This is a genomic window from Brotomerdimonas butyrica (assembly GCF_025567305.1).
Taxonomy (GTDB): Bacteria; Bacillota; Clostridia; order Peptostreptococcales; family Anaerovoracaceae; genus Lentihominibacter; species Lentihominibacter butyricus.
Genome location: NZ_JAOQJP010000005.1, coordinates 32,614 through 56,000, shown reverse-complemented (window position 1 = coordinate 56,000; position 23,387 = coordinate 32,614). Strand labels below are relative to the sequence as shown.

20 protein-coding genes and 2 pseudogenes are annotated in these 23,387 nt (G+C 51.3%); 7 read left to right on the top strand and 15 right to left on the bottom strand.

Annotated elements, in window-relative coordinates:
- Positions 1 to 12 precede the first annotated feature (12 nt).
- Together OCV59_RS04795 and OCV59_RS04790 are read left to right on the top strand one after the other, a co-directional pair.
- A complete protein-coding gene (locus tag OCV59_RS04795; protein ID WP_147593361.1) occupies positions 13 to 303 on the top strand; it encodes a TIGR03905 family TSCPD domain-containing protein in 291 nt (96 codons plus the stop codon).
- Between the two features lie 27 nt (positions 304 to 330).
- Positions 331 to 1,506 carry a cation diffusion facilitator family transporter gene (locus OCV59_RS04790; RefSeq protein ID WP_147593360.1) on the top strand — a complete coding sequence of 392 codons (1,176 nt, stop codon included), beginning with the start codon at positions 331 to 333 and terminating at the stop codon, positions 1,504 to 1,506.
- Between the two features lie 147 nt (positions 1,507 to 1,653).
- Here OCV59_RS04790 and OCV59_RS04785 read toward each other — a convergent pair whose 3' ends face one another.
- From OCV59_RS04785 to moaA, 7 genes and pseudogenes are all read right to left on the bottom strand, one after another.
- The gene (locus tag OCV59_RS04785; RefSeq protein WP_147593359.1) at positions 1,654 to 2,544 is read right to left on the bottom strand and encodes a deoxyribonuclease IV; all 891 of its coding nucleotides are present in this window, start codon (positions 2,542 to 2,544) and stop codon (positions 1,654 to 1,656) included.
- A 57-nt stretch (positions 2,545 to 2,601) separates the two neighbouring features.
- The gene (locus OCV59_RS12030; RefSeq protein ID WP_394802997.1) at positions 2,602 to 2,706 is read right to left on the bottom strand and encodes a rubredoxin-like domain-containing protein; all 105 of its coding nucleotides are present in this window, start codon (positions 2,704 to 2,706) and stop codon (positions 2,602 to 2,604) included.
- Between the two features lie 102 nt (positions 2,707 to 2,808).
- A pseudogene (locus OCV59_RS04780) lies at positions 2,809 to 3,963 on the bottom strand (FprA family A-type flavoprotein); the annotation flags it as partial.
- A 59-nt stretch (positions 3,964 to 4,022) separates the two neighbouring features.
- On the bottom strand, positions 4,023 to 4,463 hold the full coding sequence (locus tag OCV59_RS04775) for an MOSC domain-containing protein (RefSeq protein WP_147593446.1): 441 nt from the start codon (positions 4,461 to 4,463) through the stop codon (positions 4,023 to 4,025).
- A gap of 117 nt (positions 4,464 to 4,580) precedes the next feature.
- Positions 4,581 to 4,931, bottom strand: a pseudogene (locus OCV59_RS04770) (MogA/MoaB family molybdenum cofactor biosynthesis protein); the annotation flags it as partial.
- A gap of 5 nt (positions 4,932 to 4,936) precedes the next feature.
- The gene (moaC, locus tag OCV59_RS04765; protein ID WP_147593357.1) at positions 4,937 to 5,440 is read right to left on the bottom strand and encodes a cyclic pyranopterin monophosphate synthase MoaC; all 504 of its coding nucleotides are present in this window, start codon (positions 5,438 to 5,440) and stop codon (positions 4,937 to 4,939) included.
- Positions 5,441 to 5,442: 2 nt separating this feature from the next.
- Positions 5,443 to 6,396 (bottom strand): GTP 3',8-cyclase MoaA, encoded by a 954-nt coding sequence (moaA, locus tag OCV59_RS04760; RefSeq protein WP_147593356.1) that lies wholly within the window; start codon positions 6,394 to 6,396, stop codon positions 5,443 to 5,445.
- 235 nt (positions 6,397 to 6,631) lie between these two features.
- Here moaA and OCV59_RS04755 point away from each other — a divergent pair, with 235 nt between their 5' ends.
- A complete protein-coding gene (locus OCV59_RS04755; protein ID WP_147593355.1) occupies positions 6,632 to 9,364 on the top strand; it encodes an InlB B-repeat-containing protein in 2,733 nt (910 codons plus the stop codon).
- Between the two features lie 189 nt (positions 9,365 to 9,553).
- Here OCV59_RS04755 and OCV59_RS04750 read toward each other — a convergent pair whose 3' ends face one another.
- The 5 genes from OCV59_RS04750 to dapA all read right to left on the bottom strand — a co-directional run bounded on the left by OCV59_RS04750 (position 9,554) and on the right by dapA (position 15,487).
- Entirely contained in the window at positions 9,554 to 10,177 is a 624-nt protein-coding gene (locus tag OCV59_RS04750; RefSeq protein ID WP_147593354.1) for a DUF4825 domain-containing protein, read from the bottom strand.
- 97 nt (positions 10,178 to 10,274) lie between these two features.
- Positions 10,275 to 12,104, bottom strand: coding sequence for an ABC transporter ATP-binding protein (locus OCV59_RS04745; RefSeq protein WP_147593353.1), 1,830 nt, complete (start codon positions 12,102 to 12,104; stop codon positions 10,275 to 10,277).
- A complete protein-coding gene (locus OCV59_RS04740; RefSeq protein WP_147593352.1) occupies positions 12,104 to 13,843 on the bottom strand; it encodes an ABC transporter ATP-binding protein in 1,740 nt (579 codons plus the stop codon). The genes OCV59_RS04745 and OCV59_RS04740 overlap by 1 nt, the downstream gene beginning before the upstream one ends.
- Positions 13,840 to 14,337 (bottom strand): MarR family winged helix-turn-helix transcriptional regulator, encoded by a 498-nt coding sequence (locus OCV59_RS04735; protein ID WP_147593351.1) that lies wholly within the window; start codon positions 14,335 to 14,337, stop codon positions 13,840 to 13,842. Before OCV59_RS04735 ends, OCV59_RS04740 begins: the two co-directional genes overlap by 4 nt.
- A 283-nt stretch (positions 14,338 to 14,620) precedes the next feature.
- Positions 14,621 to 15,487, bottom strand: a complete 867-nt coding sequence (gene dapA, locus OCV59_RS04730; protein ID WP_147593350.1) for a 4-hydroxy-tetrahydrodipicolinate synthase — start codon at positions 15,485 to 15,487, stop codon at positions 14,621 to 14,623.
- A 388-nt stretch (positions 15,488 to 15,875) separates the two neighbouring features.
- Between dapA and OCV59_RS04725 the strand changes: the two genes are divergently transcribed.
- From OCV59_RS04725 to OCV59_RS04710, 4 genes are all read left to right on the top strand, one after another.
- Complete coding sequence (locus tag OCV59_RS04725; RefSeq protein WP_262584118.1) at positions 15,876 to 16,472, top strand: biotin transporter BioY; 597 nt, start codon at positions 15,876 to 15,878, stop codon at positions 16,470 to 16,472.
- Positions 16,473 to 16,657: 185 nt separating this feature from the next.
- Positions 16,658 to 17,809 (top strand): glycoside hydrolase family 3 protein, encoded by a 1,152-nt coding sequence (locus OCV59_RS04720; RefSeq protein ID WP_147593349.1) that lies wholly within the window; start codon positions 16,658 to 16,660, stop codon positions 17,807 to 17,809.
- A gap of 494 nt (positions 17,810 to 18,303) precedes the next feature.
- The gene (locus tag OCV59_RS04715; RefSeq protein WP_147593348.1) at positions 18,304 to 18,858 is read left to right on the top strand and encodes a lipoprotein; all 555 of its coding nucleotides are present in this window, start codon (positions 18,304 to 18,306) and stop codon (positions 18,856 to 18,858) included.
- Between the two features lie 256 nt (positions 18,859 to 19,114).
- Positions 19,115 to 19,444 (top strand): ArsR/SmtB family transcription factor, encoded by a 330-nt coding sequence (locus tag OCV59_RS04710; RefSeq protein ID WP_147593347.1) that lies wholly within the window; start codon positions 19,115 to 19,117, stop codon positions 19,442 to 19,444.
- Between the two features lie 143 nt (positions 19,445 to 19,587).
- Here OCV59_RS04710 and OCV59_RS04705 read toward each other — a convergent pair whose 3' ends face one another.
- The 3 genes from OCV59_RS04705 to OCV59_RS04695 form a co-directional block, all read right to left on the bottom strand.
- Positions 19,588 to 20,883, bottom strand: coding sequence for a Na+/H+ antiporter NhaC family protein (locus OCV59_RS04705; protein WP_147593346.1), 1,296 nt, complete (start codon positions 20,881 to 20,883; stop codon positions 19,588 to 19,590).
- 205 nt (positions 20,884 to 21,088) lie between these two features.
- A complete protein-coding gene (locus OCV59_RS04700) occupies positions 21,089 to 22,678 on the bottom strand; it encodes a purple acid phosphatase family protein (RefSeq protein ID WP_147593345.1) in 1,590 nt (529 codons plus the stop codon).
- Between the two features lie 130 nt (positions 22,679 to 22,808).
- Positions 22,809 to 23,363, bottom strand: coding sequence for a ribonuclease H family protein (locus OCV59_RS04695; protein ID WP_147593344.1), 555 nt, complete (start codon positions 23,361 to 23,363; stop codon positions 22,809 to 22,811).
- Positions 23,364 to 23,387: the final 24 nt, after the last annotated feature.

The window sequence follows — 23,387 nt, the reverse complement described above, 5'->3', positions numbered from 1 at the left end:
GGACTCACAATAATGAAATACGATTTTTCGCCTAAAGGCGTATGTGCACGCAGACTCGAATTCGAGCTCGACGGAGACATCGTTAAAAACGTCCAGTTCATGGGCGGATGCAACGGCAATCTCAAGGCCCTGGCCGCACTGACCGAGGGAATGACCGTCGATCAGGTCCGCGAGAAACTCCAGGGCATAACATGTGGGCTGAAAAAAACATCGTGCTCAGATCAGCTCGTACAGGCTCTTGCAAAAGCTCAGGAAATCGAAAAGAAAAAAGCCGCAGAACGCGACAGTCAGGCTGGCGCTTAAGCAGAGACCAGTCAGGAGATCGACATAATGGGAAATTTTTTTATAAAACTTTTTGTAAAGGACTACAGGAACACCTCTGACCCCAAGGTCCGTGAGCGATACGGCAAATTTGCCGGTGTAGTCGGCATCGTATCCAACCTGCTCCTTTGCATGATCAAGATACTCGCAGGAGTTTTCTCCGCCAGTATCGCGATAATAGCCGACGGTATCAACAACCTCGCTGATGCATCGTCGTCAGTGATGACGCTGGTCGGATTCAGGCTGGCTTCCATACCGGAAGACAAGGACCACCCGTACGGGCATGCCCGCATAGAATATCTGACGGGGCTGTTCGTCTCGGTGCTGATAATCGTGCTCGGCCTGCAGCTGCTGAAAACATCCGTGGACAAGATAATCCATCCGGATCCCGTTGAATTCAGCTATCTTACTGTGGCGATACTCGTCGCTGCCATACTGATAAAGCTGTGGCAGGCCATGTTCAATGTCAATATCGGCAAAAGGATCGATTCCGTCACTCTGATGGCCACAGGTGCTGACAGCCGCAACGACGTCATCGCGACAAGCGCGGTGCTGGCAAGCGTTCTGATCGGCAAATTCACCGGTCTTCAGACCGACGGCTGGATGGGCTGCCTGGTCGCGCTCTTCATCGTATGGTCAGGGATACAGCTCGTAAAGGAAACGTCCAGCCCTCTGCTCGGCGAGGCACCCGATGAATCGCTCGTCAGGGCTATCACTGAAACTGTAAAACGCGAGCCGGGAGTACTCGGTATGCATGACCTGATGGTCCACAACTACGGACCCGGCAAGATATTCGCATCGATACACATCGAGGTGGATGCTGACGGCGACCTGATGAAAAGCCACGACATGATCGACAACATCGAGCGTCTCGTAAAGGAATCGCTCCACATCGAATTCGTCGTCCACATGGACCCGGTCAAGGTCAACGACCCGCTGATAAACAAGATGCGCAGCATAATAGAAGATGCCTTCTCGCCGCTCGAGGGCGTAGAAAGCATCCATGATTTCAGGATCGTTCCCGGTCCGACGCACACGAATATAATCTTCGACGTCGTGCTCGCACCTGACTGCCGATACCCGGAAGCTCAGCTTCGCAGGATCGCATCACAGGCTGTCAGAGCCGTGGACGAAAAATATTATGTTGTGATAACGTTCGATAAAGCGTATACCGAACTCAGCTGATCCGCCCGCAAAAGCATGCCGGCACCGGAAACCGATCCGGCATTCCGACCAGGCCATTTCTCGCTGCCAGCTGAAGTCGAATGCCCTATACAAATAACAAGTTATACGGATCACAAGATCCTGCTCAAGGATCCAAAATCCAAAACGCTATCTGTAGCCTGCTCTCAGCAGGCTTATTTCTTTTGCATATCCATCCAGCTCGTTCGGCGTCTCCAGTATGCACGGCAGCCCTTTCAGCAGCGGGTGATTCACGAACCGCTGCAGCGCCTCATAACCGATGCAGCCTTCGCCGATCCTGGCATGGCGATCCTTGTGCGCCCCAACAGGATTCATGCTGTCATTTATATGGAGTGCGTGCAGCCTTTCCAGGCCGATGATCTCATCGAACTCCCTGAGCACGCCGTCCGGATCCCCGGCTATATCGTAGCCCGCATCGCTCACGTGACACGTGTCGAGACATACGCCTATCTTGTCCTTGAGCTCGACACCGTCGATTATCGCTGCCAGCTCTTCGAATCTGCCGCCGATCTCGGTGCCCTTGCCTGCCATCGTTTCCAGCAGCACCACCGTGCTCTGATCCGGCTTCATCACTTCATTCAGAAGCTGCACGATCAGCTCCGTGCCCTTTTCCACGCCCTGTCCGACGTGACTGCCGGGATGAAAATTATAATAGTTCCCCGGGATGTACTCCATGCGTTTCAGATCATCTTCCATCGCCATATGCGCGAAATTCCTGACCTTCTCCGTCGCGGAGCACGGGTTCAGAGTGTACGGGGCATGCGCCACCAGTTTTGCAAAGCCGCGCTCTGCGATGATCTCGCGGAACCTTCGCACGTCCTCGGGATCTATGTCCTTTGCACGCCCGCCTCTGGGATTTCGCGTAAAGAACTGAAACGTGTCTGCACCGATCTTCACGGCTTCCTCCGCCATGTGCACGAAGCCTTTGACAGAAGATAGGTGGCAGCCTATATGCAGTTTTTCGTTTTCTAATGCAAAGCCGGCATCTGCATCGAGTGCCGGCTCCTTTTTATCGTTCATGGTCATATTTTCACCTTTGAATGCTCATCATATGTCTGTATGCCTGCAGACCCGAGCTTACTCTTCGATCTCGATCGGCTCGAAAACCTCAGGTCCCTGTCCGCAGAGCGGGCATACAAAATCTTCCGGAAGAGTATCTCCCTCGTAAATGTATCCGCAGATAGTGCAGACAAAACCTTTTTTCTTTCCGCCGGCATTTCCTGCATCATCATCTGCTGCTCCGCCTGATGCGATCTCAGCTTCCGCGTCAGCCTTCTGCGCAGCGAGTTCTGCTACCAGTGCCTTTATCTGAGCGCGGCTCTTGTCGTTCAGTGCCGACAGGATAGTAACATTGTTCTCTGCTATAGTCAGATCCTTCGAATTCTCGAAGGCCTTGCTCATAGTCTTGATCGCCATAGGCGCCCACGATCCGTTCTCTATGAAAGCAACTGTCCTGTTCTGATAGTTCCTCTCTGTCAGGTGGTTGATGAACTCCTTCATGAACGGGAATATATCTGAATTGTAAGTAGTAGTCGCCAGTACCAGCCTGTCATATCTGAACGCATCTTCTACAGCCTCAGCCATGTCGCATCTTGCCAGATCGTTCACTACGACAGTCTCCTCGCCCTGCGCCTTGAGCTCCTCTGCCAGCAGCTCAGCTGCAGCCTTTGTATTGCCGTATACCGAAGTGTAGCAGATGCATACGCCTTCAGTCTCAGGTCTGTAGCTTGACCATGTGTCGTACAGATCGATGTAGTATCCGAGATTTTCCGTGAGTACAGGTCCGTGCAGCGGACAGATCACAGCGATATCGAGAGCTGCTGCCTTCTTCAGCACGTTCTGCACCTGTGCGCCGTATTTTCCTACGATACCGATATAGTAACGTCTTGCCTCGCATGCCCAGTCGTCATCCTCGGCATCCAGCGCCCCGAACTTTCCGAATCCGTCTGCTGAGAAGAGTATCTTATCGTTCGGCTCGTAAGTCATCATTACCTCAGGCCAGTGCACCATCGGTGCGAATACGAAGATCAGCTCATGAGCTCCGAGCTTCAGGCTGTCGCCGTCCTTCACATCGAGTCTGTTCTTTATCTCAAGCGTCGGGAAAAACTGCCCGATCATGTTGAAGGTCTTCTTGTTGCCCACGATCACTGTCTCCGGATACTTCTCCGCAAATGCCTGGATCGACGCCGAATGGTCAGGCTCCATGTGCTGCACCACCAGATAGTCAGGTGCTGCTCCGCCGAGAGCCTCCTCTACGTTTGCCAGCCATTCGGCTGTCTTGCTCTTGTCTATCGTATCGATGACTGCCGTTTTTTCATCCTTTATAACATATGAATTGTACGCCATCCCGTCGGGCACGACATACTGGCCCTCGAACAGATCCACGTCGTGGTCGTTCGCACCTACATAAAAAACTGTTTCTGTTACTTTGTTTATCATGTTGTTTTCCCCCTTGCTGTTTATTAGCTGTAAATGCAGTGCACAGTCAGTCCTGCCTTTTACTGCATCACCTGTATCCTGTCGCCTGTTTTCACACGGCCGCTTTTCGTTATCTTTACAAAGATGCCTTCTCTCGGCATCACGCAGTCGCCCGCGAGCTCTCTTATCGCGCACCCGTGGTGACATTCCTTGCCTATCTGAGTGACCTCGCCTTCCGCTTCGCCGATCCGCATCTTAGTGCCTACAGGCAGTGTGAACAGCTCGATCCCTTCCGTCAGTATGTTCTCTGCAAAATCGCCGCTCTTGAGCTGGAAATCCAGGGCTTTCTGCACCTTCGCCACGCTCTCTGCAGCCAGCAGGCTCACCTGTCTGTGCCAGTTGCCGGCATGGGCATCGCCTTCTATACCGTGGTCTGCTCTCAGGAAAGCTTCGCCTATGTCGTGCTTCTGCTCGCCCTTCTTTTCACTGATGCACACGGCTTTTACGACGCCGTGCGGCAGATGTAATGTCGCGCAGTCCTGTGACTCTCCGAGCAGGACTTCAACGCCGTGCTTTATCGGCTTTATCACCGCTTCAAGACACTCCGACGCCGCCTTGCGGCTTCCCGGCAGGTTTATTATCAGCGTCTGTTTTCTCAGACCTGCCGCTGCTCTCGAAAGCATCCCCATCGGTGTGATCTTCATGCTCTCGGCTCTCATCGCCTCAGGTATGCCGCGCACCTCTCTGTCCACGACCGCAAGTGTCGCTTCCGGCGTGACGTCTCTCATGGAGAATCCCGTGCCTCCGGTCGTTGCCACCAGCGTCACCGCCAGCTCGTCAGCGCATTTTATCAGCTCGCTCTTTATCTGTTCCATATCGTCCGGGATCATCGTCCTGTACACTGTCTTCCATCCGTTCTCCTCGAGTATCTTAACGACCGCATCTCCTGCAGTATCTTCTCTAAGACCCTGAGATCCCTTGTCGCTCATGGTTATCACCGCTGCTCTGTATTCCATAATTCCTCCTGTTTGATATCTCCGCTCTTTCCGCCTTTTTTGGAAAGCAGACATATCCTGTCTATCACCATGTCCTTCTGGACTGCCTTGCACATATCGTAAACCGTCAGCGCCGCTGCCGAGACCGCCGTCAGCGCCTCCATCTCGACGCCCGTGACGCCTTTGCATCTGACTTCTGCTCTTATTTCCACAGCGAGCTTTTCCCTGTTCAGGCTGAACTTTATGTCTATGCCTGTCAGCATCAGCGGATGACACATCGGAACGATATCCGACGTTTTCTTTGCCGCCATTATCCCGGCTATCTGCGCCGTGCCGAGCACATCGCCCTTTTTCATGCCGCCGCACTCTATCAGCCTGAAAGTCTCCTCGTTCACCAGGACTCTTCCTGCCGCCACAGCAGCACGCTCTGTTTCCGACTTGCTGCCCACGTCGACCATCCTGGCTCTGCCTTCTTCATTGAAATGTGTAAAATCCGCCGCCATCGTCAACCTCCTATACTGTTCATATTCCGGCCCGCGTGGCTCGGATTGTCCGCATCGAGCGCATCTCTCATCTCAGGTTTCTGCAGCACTGCTCTTTTCATCACTTCCGTCATCTCATCCAGCTGCAGCCCTTTTATGCAAAGCTCTGCATCTGAGTGCAGACATGGCTTCAGCATGCCGTCGGAAGTAAGTCTTATCTTGTTGCAGTCCCCGCAGAACTCGCAGCTTATCGGTCGTATCAGTCCTACCCTGCCCTTTGCACCGGGCAGCCTGTAAAGCACTGCCACTCCTTCGCTGTGCTCGAGCGGCTCAAGCTCCGGCACCTTTGAAAGCACCTGCTGACAGCTGATAAATCCGCTCCTGTCAAAATCCATGCCGCCGCCTATAGGCATCAGCTCTATGAATCTGACCTCTATCGGTCTGTCGACGGTGAGCTTTACGAAATCTTCGATCTCATCATCATTAAAACCGCCCATCAGCACGTTGTTTATCTTTATATTGTCGAACCCGGCTTCGAATGCCGCATCGATCCCGGCCAGAGCCTCACTGAGCTCTCCCACCCTGGTTATCTCTCTGTACCTGTCCGGATCCAGCGTGTCGAGACTTATGTTGACCCTGCTGACCCCCGCCTCGCGCAGCTCCCTCCCGAACTTCGGAAGCAGCGTGCCGTTAGTGGTGATGCAGAGTTCCTCGACGCCTTCTATCGCTGAGATCGCACTGCAAAGCCTGACGATCCCCCTCTTTACGAGAGGTTCGCCGCCTGTTATCCTGATTTTTTTGATCCCGAGCGAAACTGCCGCCTTTACCGCGTCGATCGTCTCTTCCGCCGTCATCATTTCATCATGCGCTCGCTTGACGATCCCGTCCTCAGGCATACAGTATCTGCATCTGAGATTGCAAAGTTCCGTGACAGATATCCGCATATAATCTATCACTCTGCCATAATTATCTATCATAAAAATATGTTGTCTCCATTTCACCATCATTATAGCAGAAAAGCAAGTGATAGTCAGCAAATGTTTTGTTGTTGAGATTGTTTTCCGCTAAATTAACAGAAGAGAACAAAGATGAACATATTTTAGATATTAGTTGACGCTAACTCTCGGACATGTTATGCTGATGTTATTTAAAGCTAACCCAGTTAGCTCTCATTAACTTTTGCGGGACCATTTAACAGAGAGGAGATTAATATTGAAAAAATTCAAACACAAATTTATGGCATTTCTGTTGTCAGCCATGATGCTGATCACAGGAGCCGCAATGGGGACAGTTCCTGCTGCCGCAGCGGAAAAATCACCGCCGGACAAGATCGACAGCTGCACAACAGCAGGCATCAGCAAAGGATTTGCGATCACATTCAACACGAGTGACGAAGACTGGTTTCAGGCGATTTCTTCCGTTCAGGTCGCCGGCACCCCATATAAAAAAGCAGGCGGTTTTTGGGATTTTGAGGACACCGGTTCCAGCTACCGTTTACTGCCGACTGACAAGCAGATCCGTATCGGTGAAGGCTTCAGTGATACTACAGCTACCTGCGTCATCTCTGCAGACGGCTACAGTGATCTGATGCTGACGCTGGACAAATCAAATCATACAGCTGCGATTTCAACCGGCGAAACTGCACAGACATATAAAATCACGACGGCAGCCACAACACACGGCACCGTGACTGTCGACCAGACATCCGCAAAAAAAGGTGATACCGTCACGATCACGGCAGTACCGGATACCGGCTACATGCTGAAGTCGCTCACAGCTACGGACAGCAGCGGAAAAAATATTTCCATCAAGGATTCCAAGTTTCAGATGCCGGCTTCCGACGTGACGATAAATGCTGTATTTGAAAAAAAGGCTGCCGATGCAGAAAAAGAGATCTCGATCGGTGATATCTCAATCAAGGAAGACTCTTTCAACAGTTTATGGCAGTTCAGCTTTAAGGATCCCAGCTATTTAAAATCTGTCAAGCAGGTCTCTGTCAATGATACTGCCTGGGAGGCTTTCAGCTTCACACCGTCCGCTGGCGGAAAATATCGCATCAAAGACAGTGCCCTTGAATTTGCACAGAAAAGTTACAGTCAGACTGCCGCATTAAAAAGCGGAGATGTGATCACCATCACGGCTAACGGATACAAAACGCTGACCTTTAAGGTCTCCATCAAAGATAACAAACTCACCGTTTCTTCCGACTCAACTCCTGGCGACGACCAGCAGCTCCACGTTCGCCTGGTAGGAACTTTTGAATCGGCGCTGGTGAACCAGAAAGGCTATGACGCCATCAGCGGCGCATCCACCAATGTTACGCAGAATAAAAACAGCAATGCCAGCGTGGAAGTTGCCCTGGTAAAGAAAGGACAGGTTCCACAGGACAGCGACTGGAAACTTTTGAACGAAAGCGATATCCGCGTGGTTTCTAAAGGTTCATCGGTCAATATCGAGAACCGCACAGTTCCTGCAAATGGCAATGATTCAGGGATGGCTGGCGTGTACTCCGTCCACGACGGGTCGGTCACATTAGCAGGCACTCCTGCAAAGCCCGGCATCTACGATATCAGCGTAACGATAACCGACGAGCTGGGCCGGACAGCAACGAGCAATGCTCTGCCGTTCCGCATTTACAGCGGGGAGGAAACGCTGCAGGATCAGCTGACGCTTGCCAACTGCACGAAAACAGCAGACGGAAAATATATGTACGATATGGAGCCATGGGCCATCAAAAACTTCACTCTGGCTTCCGGGGATCAGACGGTAGTAGTTCCTGCGGATGTAAAAGCATGGTACGGCTCGCACACCAGCGGAACTTACGGCAAACTGGGCTATGCTGTGCCGGAGAGCACTTTGCAGCCTCAAACACTGATCCTGCCAAAAGGATGCGATCTGACACTGGTCAATATGGACATATTAAGCAGCGTGAAAATCGTTGTACAGGATGGTGCAAAGCTGACCCTTCGGGATTCGGTGATCCAGGGGGCTGTTGAAGTAGAAAACGGCGGAACGTTCTCCATGAACTACAATGATTACGGCGGCGGCGAATTCCTCAACGGTGCGTCTATCAACGGCAAGCTGGTTTTAAAGGACGGGTCAACGCTGGAGAATGCAAAGATCTATTCCAACACCAACAATATCGCCAACGGGTCGGAAGCACGTCGCAACACGGATCCTGTCGTTGTGATCAACGGCAGTGTGAAGCTGAAAGGCAAAGTGTTCCTGAGAGGAGATGAGGCTCCGACGGGGACAGATCCCGCGACAGGAAAGCGCTACACAGGCCAGGTCGGACTTCAGGTCAACGGCACTTTGACACTTGAAAAAGATGCTGTGCTTGCGGTCTTCGGAGGCGGCAAGGATGCGACTACATCCAACGGCGGCACGGCGATCCGTCTTAACGGCGGCTCGATCACAGGCGAAGGCAAGCTGATCGCTGTCGGCGGAGACGGTCATTTCGGAGAAGGCGGCGATGCCGTATCAGGAAACGGTACGATTTCAGTGGCAGATGCTTATCTGGAAGGCGGTGCATCGGTTTCCAAGTCCGGAACTGCCGGCAAGGCTCTTGGTGATAAGGTGAAGCTTTCGGGCAATACTAATCGGAATCTGATCGATGGAGAAACGGGAAGCGCGATCGACTACGACCACGACACTTACTGGAGAGACATCCTGACATCGCCGGATCTTTCTTTGTATCCGGTGGAGAAAAATGCGCCGGGAGAAGGATCGACTGATCAGGAGAAACCGGGCGGCGATCAGGAAAACCGGGTGGCTCCGGGGACAACGGCTCCAATGGAAATACAGGCTCCGGCGGCTCCGGTGGAAATAACACTTCCAACAGCTCCGGCGGAACTGCCGGCAACGGAAACAACTCGAATCAGAATACCGGCATCAGCCAGACCGGCGATGCTTCCACTCCACTCCTGTGGGCAGCCCTCATGCTGACTGCACTGGCAGCGATGGGAACAACGACGCTTTATCGCAGGAAGATGAAATAACATACGCTCATAGAGAAATCACAAACATTGAAAGGGGCTGCAGCATTAATGATTTATGATCGTAAATCGTTGATGCTGCAGCCCCTTCTATCATTGTTCGATGCGGATGTATGCATATCCGGTTATACGTCTGCTGCTACTTGCTCTTCGCGGGAGCATTGTCCGCCTGCTTTATCAGAAGCTTTTTGAACGCTTTCTCTGATTTGCCGTATTTCTTTACGTCTTTTGAAAGCTGCTTCGTTGCCGCTGCTTCATCAAGGGATACCGTGGCCGTCTCATCCTCTTCCTTTGACGTCGACGCCAGCGAATATGTCCACTCCACTCTTCCTACAGACGGCATCAGCGCCATGATCTGCTGCGCGCAGTTTTCCATATTCTTGTCAAGCGACTTCTTGCCGGCCTTCTGCACGGGCTCCTGCAGCTCTATCGTCATTGCCTGAGTATCACCGTCAGCTCTTATAGTCGCTGCATACTTTCCTGCGACATCTTCTATGCCCATCGTTTCGAGCAGTGCAGCCACCGCAGCCGTATCATTTACATCTTCCACTCTGCAGCTGTAAAGAAGCTTTGCATTTTCTTCAGAAGCATCTGCCTTAATATTCTGCGTGCTCGTAGCACTGCTGCTCTTTGCGGCTGCAGCCTCGCTGCCGCTGTGCAGACCGCTCACGGAAAGAAGCACTCCTGCCGCTCCCATGACTACCAGTATCAGCGCCGCCAGAACCAGTCTTAAAGCTATCTTGTTGTCAAATAATCTATTCATTGCACATCACCCTCGCTTTTCAAACATCTCTGCTGTAACGTTTCTGATGTTTAATGTTATACCACGCTTTTATGTCGAGTGTGTGACAATCGTTCAACTATTTTGCAAACTGACTGTTGTAAAGGTTCGTATAGAATCCGTTTGCTGCGAGCAGTTCCTCATGTGTTCCCTGTTCTATTATATCGCCGTGATCCAGCACGAGTATGTGATCTGCATCTCTGATCGTGGAAAGCCTGTGGGCGATTATGAAGCTGGTCCTTCCCTGCATCAGGCTCGTCATCGCCTTCTGGATCAGCGATTCCGTTCTGGTATCTACCGAGCTTGTCGCTTCATCCAGGATCAGTATCGGCGCGTCTGCCAGGAACGCTCTGGCTATCGTCAGCAGCTGTTTCTGCCCCTGAGAAATGTTCGTCGCTTCTTCGTTGACCTCCATGTCATATCCCTTGCCCTGAGTCTTTATGAAATGATCGACATGTGCAGCCTTTGCAGCCGCCTCGACTTCTTCATCAGTAGCATCAGGTCTGCCGTATCTTATATTGTCGCGTATCGTACCGTTGTTGAGCCATGTATCCTGCAGCACCATTCCGAACATCTCTCTGAGGTTCGCCCTGGAAAGCTTCGTTATGTCGCATCCGTCGATCATTATCCTGCCGCCGTCCAGCTCATAGAATCTCATGAGCAGCTTGACGATAGTAGTCTTGCCGGCTCCCGTAGGCCCGACTATCGCAACGCGCTGTCCCGGCTGTGCAGTGAACGAGAAGTCGCTTATGACAGTTTCCTCCGGCGTATACCCGAAATGTACATGCTCGAAAGCGACCTGCCCCTTTACATGATCGACATCTATGACTTCTTCCGGCGCTGTGTCTATGTCGACCTCTTCCTCTTCGTCTATTATCTCGAAGATCCTCTCAGCTGCCGCAGCCGTAGACTGCAGCTGATTCGCAACGTTTGCGACCTGAGCGATAGGCTGGTTGAAACTTCTCACATACTGAATGAACGCCTGGATGTCGCCTATCGAGATCTTTCCGTTTATCGCAAGATATCCGCCTAGGAGGCACACCGCAACATATGCCAGGTTTCCTATGAAGTTCGTGATCGGCATCATCATGCCGGACAGGAACTGCGATTTCCATGCGGATTCACAGAGCTTGTCGTTGTACTCCTCGAATACCTGCTGCGACTCTTCTTCTCTGTTGAAAGCCTTGACGATGTCGTGACCTGCATACATTTCCTCGACGTGCCCGTTTACATAACCGAGATACTTCTGCTGGTTCTTGAAGTGGCCCTGCGATTTTGAGACCACAAGGCGTATCACTCCCATGGAAAGCGGCAGTACGACGAGTGCCATCAGTGTCATCACTACACTTATTCTCAGCATCATGATCAGTATTCCCACGATCGTGGTGAAACTCGTGATCATCTGTGTCAGGCTGACGGAAAGTGTCTGGTTTACGGTTTCTATGTCGTTTATCATCCTGCTCTGGATCTCTCCATGTGTCCTGCTGTCAAAATATCTGAGGGGCAGTCTGTCGAGCTTCGTCGACATCTTGTCTCTGAGGTTGTAGATGACCTTCTGCGAAACGTCGGCCATTATCCAGCCCTGCACGACTCCGAACAGCAGGCTGCAGCCGTAAAGCGCCAGCAGCAGGAACAGTATCGATGCGAGTCCGCTGAAATCTATCCCCATGCCGCTCATCAGCCCTTCGACCACCTTGTCGGTCGCGTCGCCGAGTATCGTCGGAGAGATTATCGTGAATACCGTGCTGGCGATCGCGAATATGAACACTATCGCCAGTCTGAACTTGTAAGGTTTGAGGTACCCGATCAGGGTCTTCATCGTCTTGCCGAAATCTTTTGCCTTTTCCCCCGGCATCATCCTGCCACCGGGACCGCCCGGACGGCCCGGGCCTTTTCTTCTCTCAGCCATTATTTACGCCCCCTTTCAAGTTCTTCCTCACTGAGCTGTGACAGCGCGATCTCTCTGTATACATCGCATGTCTGCATCAGCTCGTCATGCGTGCCTTTTCCTGCCAGACGGCCTTCGTCCAGCACCAGGATCTGATCCGCATCTATTATCGTGTTTATCCTCTGCGCAACTATTATTATAGTACTGTCCCCTACCTTTTCCTTCAGGGCTTCACGCAGCGCCTTGTCTGTCTTGAAGTCGAGCGCCGAGAAGCTGTCGTCAAAAATGTATATCTTCGGTTTTTTTACGAGTGCACGTGCTATGGAAAGGCGCTGTTTCTGGCCTCCTGACACGTTCGTGCCGCCCTGAGCGACTTCTTCGTCCAGTCCGTGCTCCTTTTCCCTGATGAAATCCATCGCCTGCGCCGTTTCCGCCGCCTCGAGCATCTCCGCTTCAGTCGCGTCTTCCTTACCGTACTGCAGGTTCGATGCTATCGTGCCTGAAAACAGCAGTCCCTTCTGCGGAACATACCCGATCTGATCACGCAGCTCATGCTGTGTGATATCCCTTACATCCTTCCCGTCGACGCGCACGCTTCCTTCTGTAGCGTCGTAAAATCTCGGGATAAGACTTATCAGCGTGGATTTGCCGCTTCCCGTACCTCCGATTATCGCGGTAGTCCTGCCGGGTCCGGCAGTGAAGCTGATGTCCTCAAGGACTTCCTTTTCCGCATCAGGATACGAAAATGACACATGATCGAATTCCACGACGCCCCTGTGATCTTCGACCGTCTCAGGCATTTCCGGATCTTCGATCGAAGGCTCGACATCGAGCACTTCTCCTATTCGCTTTGCCGAAACGATAGCTCTCGGTATCATGATGAACATCATCGTTATGAAAAGAAACGACATTATGACATGCATCGCGTACTGGAGATATGCCAGCATATCTCCGATCATCAGACTGCCGTCATTCACAAGATGAGCGCCGGCCCACACGATAAGTATACTGACGCCGTTCATCACGAACATCAGCATCGGCATCATGAACGACATCGCCTTGTTCGTGAACATATTGATCTTCGTCAGATCCCTGTTCGCGATATCGAACCTCTTTTCTTCGCTTTTTTCAGTGTTGAAAGCTCTGATGACCAGGACCCCTGACAGTCTTTCTTTCATCAGCAGGTTCAGCTTGTCGAGCTTAGTCTGCAGCACCTGGAACTTAGGCAGCACCAGGAAAAACGACACCATCATTATACCCAGTATCACCAGCAGCGCTATCCCTATCGTCCACGAAAGCGACACGCTCGTATTCAGCGCCTTTATCACCGCTCCGATACCCATGATCGGCGCAAAGCATGCAAGTCTTAATATCATTACTGTCGCCTGCTGCACCATCTGTACGTCGTTTGTAGACCTCGTTATCAGTGAAGCCGTCGAAAAATCGTTGAGCTCGGCTGCCGAGAAGGCCGTCACTTTTCTGAAAAGCGCACGCCTTATATCTCTTGATGATCTCGCCGCTGTTCTCGATGCCAGCAGACTGCCCATGATCGCGCAGACGACCGTTGCTGCCGCAACTGCGATCATTATCAGTCCCGTATGTCTGATATAGCCCATATCCTGCTTGACTATACCGTTGTTGATTATGTCGGACATATATCCCGGCAGTGCCAGCTCGCACATAGCCTGTCCGAACAGGAATGCGATTATCAGCACTATCGGCAGGATATACGGCCTGTAGTATTTTAGTGTCGTTTTCATAAGTCTCCCCTCTCCAGCATTTTTGCTATATTATCCGTAACTATTCCCAGCAGCCTTCCCAGAGTCTCGCGTTCCTCTTCGGTCAGCCCTTTTGTTATCTCGCGCTCAAATTCGTTAAAGTGCTTTTCTCCACGGCGCTTTATCCCCTCTGCCTTTTCTGTCGGAAACAGACAGTATGCGCGTTTGTCGTCCGGATTGCGTTTTCTGATCACGTACCCTTTTTTGACGAGTACTTTCAGGGATTTTGCAACTGCACCCTTGTCTATGTGCATCTGCTTTGCAAGTTCTTCCTGTGAAAGCCCCGGTGCTGCATTTATATTCTTGAGATATCCCATCTGCTGTCCTGTAAGTCCGAACTGCTTCATGGCCTTGTCATGCATCACTCTGCCGTGTCTGTATATCACCGAGAAATACATCTGCAGCGGCTCCATACCGGGTTCTCCGCATCCGCACATGCAGCGGCTTCCTGCCACAGTATCTTTTTCATTGATCATTACCAGCCACCTCTTGTCATATCATCATATCTTCCAGCTGCTCCTGCAGCAGCAAAAAACAAATAGTTGTCACTGCAACCATATTGCCTTTGCTATTTTAGCGGCATATATTTTGGTTGTCAATGCAACTATTTGTATTTTAACAAAATCTTCACAAACTATACATCTTCGTCACAGTAGGGTGATGCGAGCCGTACGGCTCGACAGCAGCTGCACGGAGATGCGCCGCAGACGCAGGCTCCTGACGTGCTCATGAGCACCGGCATACATGGACCTGCAGTCTTTACATCTCATCTGCCAGACGTCGCAGGACCCTCCTGCTGGCACTGCTTACCGGTCCCAGAGGGAGCCTGCAGCTGCCGACGTCCATTCCCTTCATATTCATGATGGTCTTGATCGGCACCGGATTCGTCTCACAGAAAAGCGCATTTATCAGGTTGAGATACCTGAGCTGCATCTTCCGGGCTTTTTCCGTATCACCGTCGAGGAAAGCGTGAGTCATTTCCCTTACCTTGTCAGGCATGAGGTTCGCCCACACGGACACGACTCCGACGGCTCCCATCGACATCAGCGCCACCGTGATATCATCGTTGCCTGAATAAAGTGCAAAATCGTCTCCTGTGAGCGCTGAGATTTTCGCAAAATATGACATATCGCCGCTCGCCTCTTTCATGCCGGCTATGTTGCGGTGTTTCGACAGTGCCTCGACGGTCTCCGGGTCTATGCAGATGCCGGTCCTCGCCGGAACATTATAGATGTAGACCGGTATATCGACGTTATCGGCTATCGTGCAGAAATGCTCCATCATACCGCTGCGGTTCGGTTTATTGTAGTATGGCGTGATAACAAGAAGTGCATCTGCGCCCAGCTCCTGATATATCATGCTTTTTGCGAGCGACTCTTCTGTATTGTTGCTGCCGCTGCTGACGATCACGGGTATCCTGCCTGCACTCTCATCGACTGCGGTCTTTACGATCTCTTCCTGCTCCTCATCTGTGAGCGCGGGCGTTTCTCCTGTTGTTCCAAGCACCAGCACCGCATCAGTCTTCTGCTCTATGTGCCAGTCTATCAGCTCTCTCAGCCGTTTATGATCGACTTTCCCTTCTTCATCAAAAGGTGTTACGAGAGCTGCGATCGATCCTCTTATCATTGCTACCTCCTAATCATATGTCAGTTGGGGGCCGGTTTCATGCAAAGCTGCCGTTCATGGCATGCCGGCTGCTTCATGCAGGACTCCCCTCCTGAAAATCTGCGACCTTATATGTTTACTGCCTCTGCTCATATAATATGCATGGTATATCGCAGAAGTTAACGATTTGTCGGCGGTGCGGACGAAAATCAGGCTGGCCGGCGCCGAAGCAGCGAAGCGGCGCGGTAAAGTGCTGCAGCATATCAGTATGCATGCCGCTGCGCAGCTGACGATCGTTATCGATTATTTTTGTTCAGTTGACGATCGTTGTTTTGTGTTGACAATTCCCCAGACATGGTTTACAATCTTCGCTAAGGGGTTTACATTTATATGAAAGGAACTGGAAATTATGACATCAGTAACATCAAAACGATACTCAAAAACGACTTATATGATCCTGTGCGGGCTATTTGCTGCGATAACTGCGGTCTGCTCGTTCATCACCATACCGCTCGGCTTCACGCCCGTCCCGATAAACCTCGGGACACTTGCGGTTTTCCTCACCGGCGGCATATTAGGTAAAAAATACGGCACTATCAGCATGACAGTATACGTCCTGCTCGGAGCCGCAGGCGTTCCGGTGTTCGCGGGATTCAGAGCCGGCATCTCGGTATTGGCAGGACCGACCGGAGGATATATAATAGGATATATAGTCGCAGTATTCATCATCGGAGTTCTCGCCGACGTGCTGGTAAAACGCAGCACAGCGGGCGAGCAGACAGCCTCAGGCGGTCGTGCGGTCAAAGAAACACTTCTCTATGCGCTCGCGATGGTCATCGGACTTCTGATCTGCTACGCATTCGGCACAGCATGGTTCATGATAAGCACAGGCACCGGCCTGTGGTCTGCGATGCTTTTGTGCGTCATCCCGTTTTTACCCGGAGACGCCCTCAAAATAATCGTTGCTGCGATTCTCGTAAAAAAACTGAGACCACTGCTCAACTGACGCTTATCCGTACCCCGGAGATTCTGCAAAACGCTGCAGGCTATGCATGAAAAACCTCGCCGCACGATCTCTGTGCGCCCTGCATGATGCATGCTCATGGCATGCTCTCATCGTGCTCCGCTGCAAAGTGCGGATCGCATATCACGTCAGACCGCACGCTGGTCCGGGGCAAGGAAAGATAATATATGAAAAAGAAAACTTTAGTCATCATACTCGCGGCTGCGGTCGTTCTCGCCGCATGCATACTGCCTTTTACAGCCTTTAACGGCAGCCGGGATGCGACCGGCAGCCCGGCGACCTCTGACGACGACAGTACCCGGAAGGATAAGGCGATCGAAAAAATGCTCGCCGGAATGTCTGTCGAAGAAAAAGTCGGACAGCTGTTCATGGGCTGCTTTTACAGCGATATCCCCTCGTCTGCATCGTCCGGCGGGTATGAACTCGGCTGCGTGCTGCTGTTCGGCACGGCGTTTGACGGCTCTGACAAGGAAGATGTTACATCTGCGATCCGCGAGCTGAACGAGGCTTCCGATATCCCTCCGCTCGTTGCGGTCGACGAGGAGGGAGGAACTGTCAACAGGGTCAGCAGCTCTCCGGCATTCAGGAGCGAGCCTTTCAAATCACCGCGTGAGCTTTACGCTTCCGGCGGCATGAAGGCCGTGATCTCTGATATCCATGAAAAAAACGCACTGCTGACCGGGCTCGGCATAAATCTCAATCTCGCACCCGTGCTTGACATTTCAACCGATCCAAACGACTTCATGTATCCGCGGAGTCTGGGGCAGGATGCTGAAGTGACGTCTGAATATGCAAAGGCTGCAGTTGCCGCATGCCTCGATGATAATGAGGGATGCTGTCTGAAGCATTTCCCCGGTTATGGAAACTCTGCGGACACACACAACGGCATCGCTGTCGACAGCAGGTCGGCCGAGCAGATCAGAAATGTCGATATGCTGCCTTTTGAGGCCGGCGTAAAGGCCGGAGCGCCTGCAGTGCTCGTATCGCACAGTATCGTCTCTGCTTTCGACCCGGAGCTGCCTGCATCACTTTCACCTGCGATACATGAAATACTTCGTGATGAACTTGACTTCGACGGCGTGATAATAACCGACGATCTTTCGATGGGCGCGATCGCAGAGTTTTCACCTGACAGAGACTGCGCCGTTGCCGCGATACTCGCCGGAAACGACATGCTCTGCACAGGGGATTTTGCAGAACAGTGCAAGTCGGTGACCGAAGCGGTAAGAAACGGAACGATCACTGAAAAACGGCTCGACAACTCTGTCAGAAGGATCCTTAAATGGAAAATGGACCTGGAACTGATCCGAACAGAGTAGCCGGTCTCCCCTGCGGGGCTCCTCCGGTAAGACCTGTGATATTCACGATGCCGATGATATTTTTTCAACAAGTCTTCACAATTCCACCCTAAAAACAGCATATTCCACTGCTAATATATAGGCACAGCAAAAGAAAAGAATGATTGCTGAAACAGTAGGTAAAAGGGCTGCTTCGAAAAAACACTTCTTCTTCTCAATCCCTAAAACACGGCAGCCCCTCCTTATTCTCAGTCAGGGAATATCGAAACGATATCTCCTTGCTGACACAAAAAATCAGGAAATACACCTCCTGAACAGAGTGGCAATAAAAGTGATGACTGAAAGGAGATCGCTCAGAGATGAGCGATCTTTTTCATAACGTGAATATCTCATGCAGCGGGCATCAACGCAGCAAAACAGCCCCATTGGTACTCGTTTGAGTAATAGACCCCTCTCTCGAAAGGCTGTATAATAATAAAAAGGAATTTTCAGTTTATTCCGAAAGGAGAGGAAATATGAAAAAAGTATTTATTGTTTTGCTGGCAATGGTATTTGCATTTTCACTTGCAGCCTGTGGCAGCGGCGGCAGCGATGGCGGCGACAAAGACGGAGACAGCGGCAAAGACAAGAAAGTAGAACGCGTCACAACAAAAAGCGGCGCTATCTCTGTAGAAGCTCTGGATATGCCTGATTATATCACAGAAGCAGATGACGATGATGAAGAGATCCTTATGGCAAAGGAAGGAGAAGGGTATGGCGTCGGTGAATATGTACTTATCGTCGGGATTTCCAAAGATGAAGAAACAAGCCTCAGCTATCCTTCTTATGTAAAGGGACAGGAGTATACGCTAGACATGCTTCAATCAGATTTTGAGAGCAAAAACAGCTACAAGACTTACACCAGGACCAAGATCGGCGATCAGGAATACGTTCTCCTTGATGAGACGGACGATCGCTACTATTACACTGTAACCAACAATTACCCTGTTCTTATCCAGGTGATCGGCGAAAGCATGCAGGATAACAAAGCGGTGACAAAAGCACTGGAATCGATCCAGTATAATTACTAAGTCGATCTTGTTTCAAGATCACTGCAGCCATGTGAAGTCAGACCCAAGGGCCTTTACCAAGCGCTTTTGGGTCTTTTTCTTTACCCGTCTCCCCAGATCAGCGGGATATACAGCCCCGGCGTCAGTTCGTAAAAAAAACAGTTTCGCTCAAAAAAAACAAAAGTTGACATATTTTTTGCATATAAGTATACTAGTAGTATTCGCATTATCGGACGGCCCTGACCCGCAGGTATCCGTCAGACAGGAGCATTAAAATATGAGATTAAGAAAAGAACTCGATGAAATGCAGGAGCGTGACATACTGCTTATCGCAAAGATTTCCGACGCACTGGCACATCCCGCAAGAATAAAAATATTCAGGTACATCATGACATCAAACAAAAAAAGAGAGCGCGTCTGCAACAAGGATCTCGTCAATTATTTTGACTACTCGCAGGCTACGATATCCCAGCATGTGAAAAAACTCAGGGATGCCGGACTTGTCGAGGTCAGGAAGGAAGACCGCTACTCTTATTACTATGTCCACCTGGGGACGCTCAACGATTATCTGGTGGCTACGAAAAAATTCGAAAACATGGAAGCATGACAGCTGCCCGGCCGGTATCTGCCCGAGTCCCGGCATGCCGCTTCGCGTTTTGCACTTATTTTCTGAATGAAAAAGGCTGCGCCCTGATGGTCACATTCGACCGGTCAGGGCAGCAGCCTTTCTTTTTATCATTTTGTATCAGCCTATTTCTTGAAAATAATGAACAGTATCGCACTTATGAAAAGCAGGAACTGATAGAACAGGAACGGGATTATACTCAGCGATGAGATCCCCGCAAGCCCTGATGCGATCAGCAGCTGTGCTCCGTAAGGGATGATCCCCTGCCATACGCAGCTGAAGATATCCATGATCGAAGCCGTTCTCTGCGGTGTGATATCGAATTCCTTGCTGATATCCTTTGCGATAGGGCCTGCAGCAACGATCGCCACTGTATTGTTCGCAGTCGCCACGTCCATCAGCGAAGTCAGCAGCGCAACGCCTGCCTGTCCGCCTCTGCTGCCCTTGAAATTGCGTTTTATGAACTGCAGGATCGACTCGAATCCGCCGTTTTCTTTGATAAGCCCGCTCATCGAAGCAACGAGTATGGTGACGATCATCGTCTCATACATTCCTGAAACTCCGCCGCCCATCGACGAGAATGTCTCTGCAACAGTTGCGGCGCCTGTAGCGATACCTACTATGAAGTACGACACGATACCGGCTCCCAGAACGATGAATACGTTAATGCCGCAGAGTGCGATCACCAGTATGCCGAAATACGGAAGAGCCTGCCAGATGTTATAGTCAAACTGACCGACATCCGCACCGCCGTTCTTTATAGAAATAACGATCAGTATGATGATAGTAATGATAGCCGCAGGAAACGCTATCGGGAAATTTTCCCTGAACTTGTCCTTCATCTTGCAGCCCTGCGTCTTTGTAGCTGCGATCGTAGTATCCGAGATGAAGGAAAGATTGTCGCCGAACATCGAGCCGCCGATCACTGCTCCCACGCAAAGCGGGAGATTGAGGTCGGCACCCAGAGCAACATTCATCGCCACCGGTACGATAACTGAAATCGTTCCGCACGACGTGCCCATCGCCATCGAGACTATACATGCGATCACGAACAGTCCGACGATCGCAAAATCCGCCGGGATGATCGAAAGCAGCAGATTTGCAGCACTCGTCGCACCGCCTGCTCCCTGTGCGACGCCGCTGAACGCACCTGCCATCAGGAAGATGAACAGCATCGTTGTGATGTTCTCATCACCTATGCTGGTCGCACAGATTTTTATTTTTTCATCAAAATCAAGATCCCTGTTCTGTATGAAAGCCACCACCAGGCCGAACATGAATGCGACTACCGCCGACATTATGTAAAATCCCATTCCGCCTTCTACCGGATGGATATACTCAAAATATATACCGCTCCCCAGGTAGAATATCAAAAACACGACTATCGGCAGCAGTGCCGCCGCATTTGATTCTTTTTTCATTTGTTTTCCGTATGATGCCCCGTACGGACAGCATCATAAGCTCCTTTCTCCTAATAAATTCTTTTAGATCCTGTGTTTAACATGTCTTATTAATATACCAAAAATTCACTCGTTTGTGAAGTGCTGTCATATCATGTGTCTTATGAACTTTATGCACTGTATGATCTGTCGTATGCCTTATCGCTGAGACTGACACGCTCCGCCTTCACCGGAATATCCCCGCGATCACCTCCCAAAGGCTTTTCCTGATCGTGAACCGGTCGATGATAAGCCCGTCCGCATCGTAAGAAGTCAGCTGCAGCTTTCTGCGTCCCGCGTCTATGATCTGATAATTCGGCCCGTTACCGCTCAGCACCATACAGTAATCAGGCAGCGTGTCCATCTTTTCGTAAACCGCACTTTTCATATTTCCGGAATTGCCCATCACATAAACGATCCCGCCGATCGCCTCCGTGCGCATGTACATATGCTGATGCCCGCATAGCACGAGGTCCGCCCCGTGCGCCTCCATCACCGGCACCCACATCTCTCGCAGCTGAGGCGAAACAGTGTCCCGATCGTGCATGCCGTACGGCGGATGATGTGTGACCACTATGTTCCATGGTTTCGGACTTTCTTCCAGAGTCCGTGCGATCCAGTCCTCTATTTTTTTCTCGCAAAGCTGCCAGCTGCGTGTTCCCAGGCGTTCTTTCCGCTCGTCAGTCAAAAAAGAGCTGTCAGTCATGATGAATCTGCAGCTCCCCTGATCGAAATAATAAAAGTCGCCGCGCACCTCCTCCGCGAGCTGCTGATCGGACTTCACAGAAACAGCCGCGCTGCGCACATCCAAAGCGGCATTATTCTGAGCAGGGGCACTGCGCTCGCTGTCAGACCGGCTGGAATCGATATAAGCGCTGCCGTCCCCGGAGCCGGCGGCGTGCCCCGAGAGCGGCCCGTTATCCGGAACCGCAAACATCTTCTTGTATGTCCTGTTTGAACTGACGCCTTCATGATTGCCCGACACCGTCATGAGCGGAAACCTGCTGAAAACACTGCAGTTTCTCAGAAATCCGTTCCACTGCTCATATTCGCCCGGGATATTCACCATATCGCCTCCAAGCACCGCGAACTGCAGTCCCGGATTTTCATTGAAGATCCATGCTGTCATTTCGCCCCACTGCTCGTATTCCTCCGGTGACACATCAAACTGCACATCGCCAAGATAAAGGAACTGCGTCGGTTCCGAAACCTTCGGCATCCTGAAGCTTCTTACCCTGCCGGCTTTCACCCAGTGCCCCTGCCCGCCGCTGCTGCCGCTCTGACTGCCGTCACCGCCCTCAAAGCTGCCGATCACATAATGATATTTTTCACCGGGCTCCAGTCCGTCAAACCGGACCCGGTAACGATAATAGCTGCCTTTCAGTGTTTTTTCCGATGACGCTTTGACAGCTTTCACTGTCTTCAGCCCTTTCCTGCTGCATGCGATCTTTATATAGCCGGGACCGTCAGCCTCGCCTTTCCAGCTGATACATATACTCTCGGGAAGCTCACCCATGGAAAGCACTATCTGCAGGTCGTCGTCCGGCAGCGGATCCGGAGAAACGACGATCTGTGTGCTGTCGGCTGCTGCCGATATGATCTGCTCACAACTCGCGCCAGCGGCAATGTCAGATGAAGTGCAGCTTTCCTGAAAGCTCCACGAATACGCTTTCTCGCCCGACACGCAAAGCACCGAAAAGCAAAGTGCTATTACCGCTCCCGTGCACATTGCATGACGCACACCGCCGTTTTTGCAAAATCCCATAAATCTTTTCATAAAAAAATCCTCCGTTATATATACTACACATCTGCAGTTTTTTTATAACAAAGGAAAATTGCGATCTATGCCGCACCGGTGATCTGCTTCACATCGATACGGCATGACGCGCCGGCTGCTGATCCTGCGCCTACGGTCTTATCTCATCGATACCGATGTTCGCAAGCTCATCGGCCCTGTTGTTTTTTTCTGTCACATACATGAAGTCCTCGTATGAAAACTCTGCGCCGTTCCACTCCCTGAACTTTGCATAAAGCTTGTCGAGATCTGCCGACTTGCTGTTCATGCTGACATGCCCTTTTACACGGTAAAACGATATGCGGTGCTTTTCCGTGAACGGTATCAGCTGCTTCCACAGATCCTGATTTTCCACCGGCTTCTTCGCCGCCGTCTTCCATCCGTTTTTCTGCCAGCTTTTGTACCAGCCCTTGCGGAAACAGTCCATCAGATAGCTGCTGTCCGAAAATACCTGGATCATCTGCCCGTCCTTTTTTATGGCTTTGAACGCCTCCAGCAGCGCAGTCATCTCCATCCTGTTGTTGGTCGTGTTGCGCTCACTGCCGTAAAGCTCCTTCTGTGCGCCGCCGAACTCCATTATCGCACCCCAGCCTCCGAGGTTCTCGTCGCTCTGGTTGCCGGCGCAGCCGCCGTCGGTATATATCCTTAAGATCCTGTCGTTCCTCATTTCACCGATCCCTTTCTCTCACTT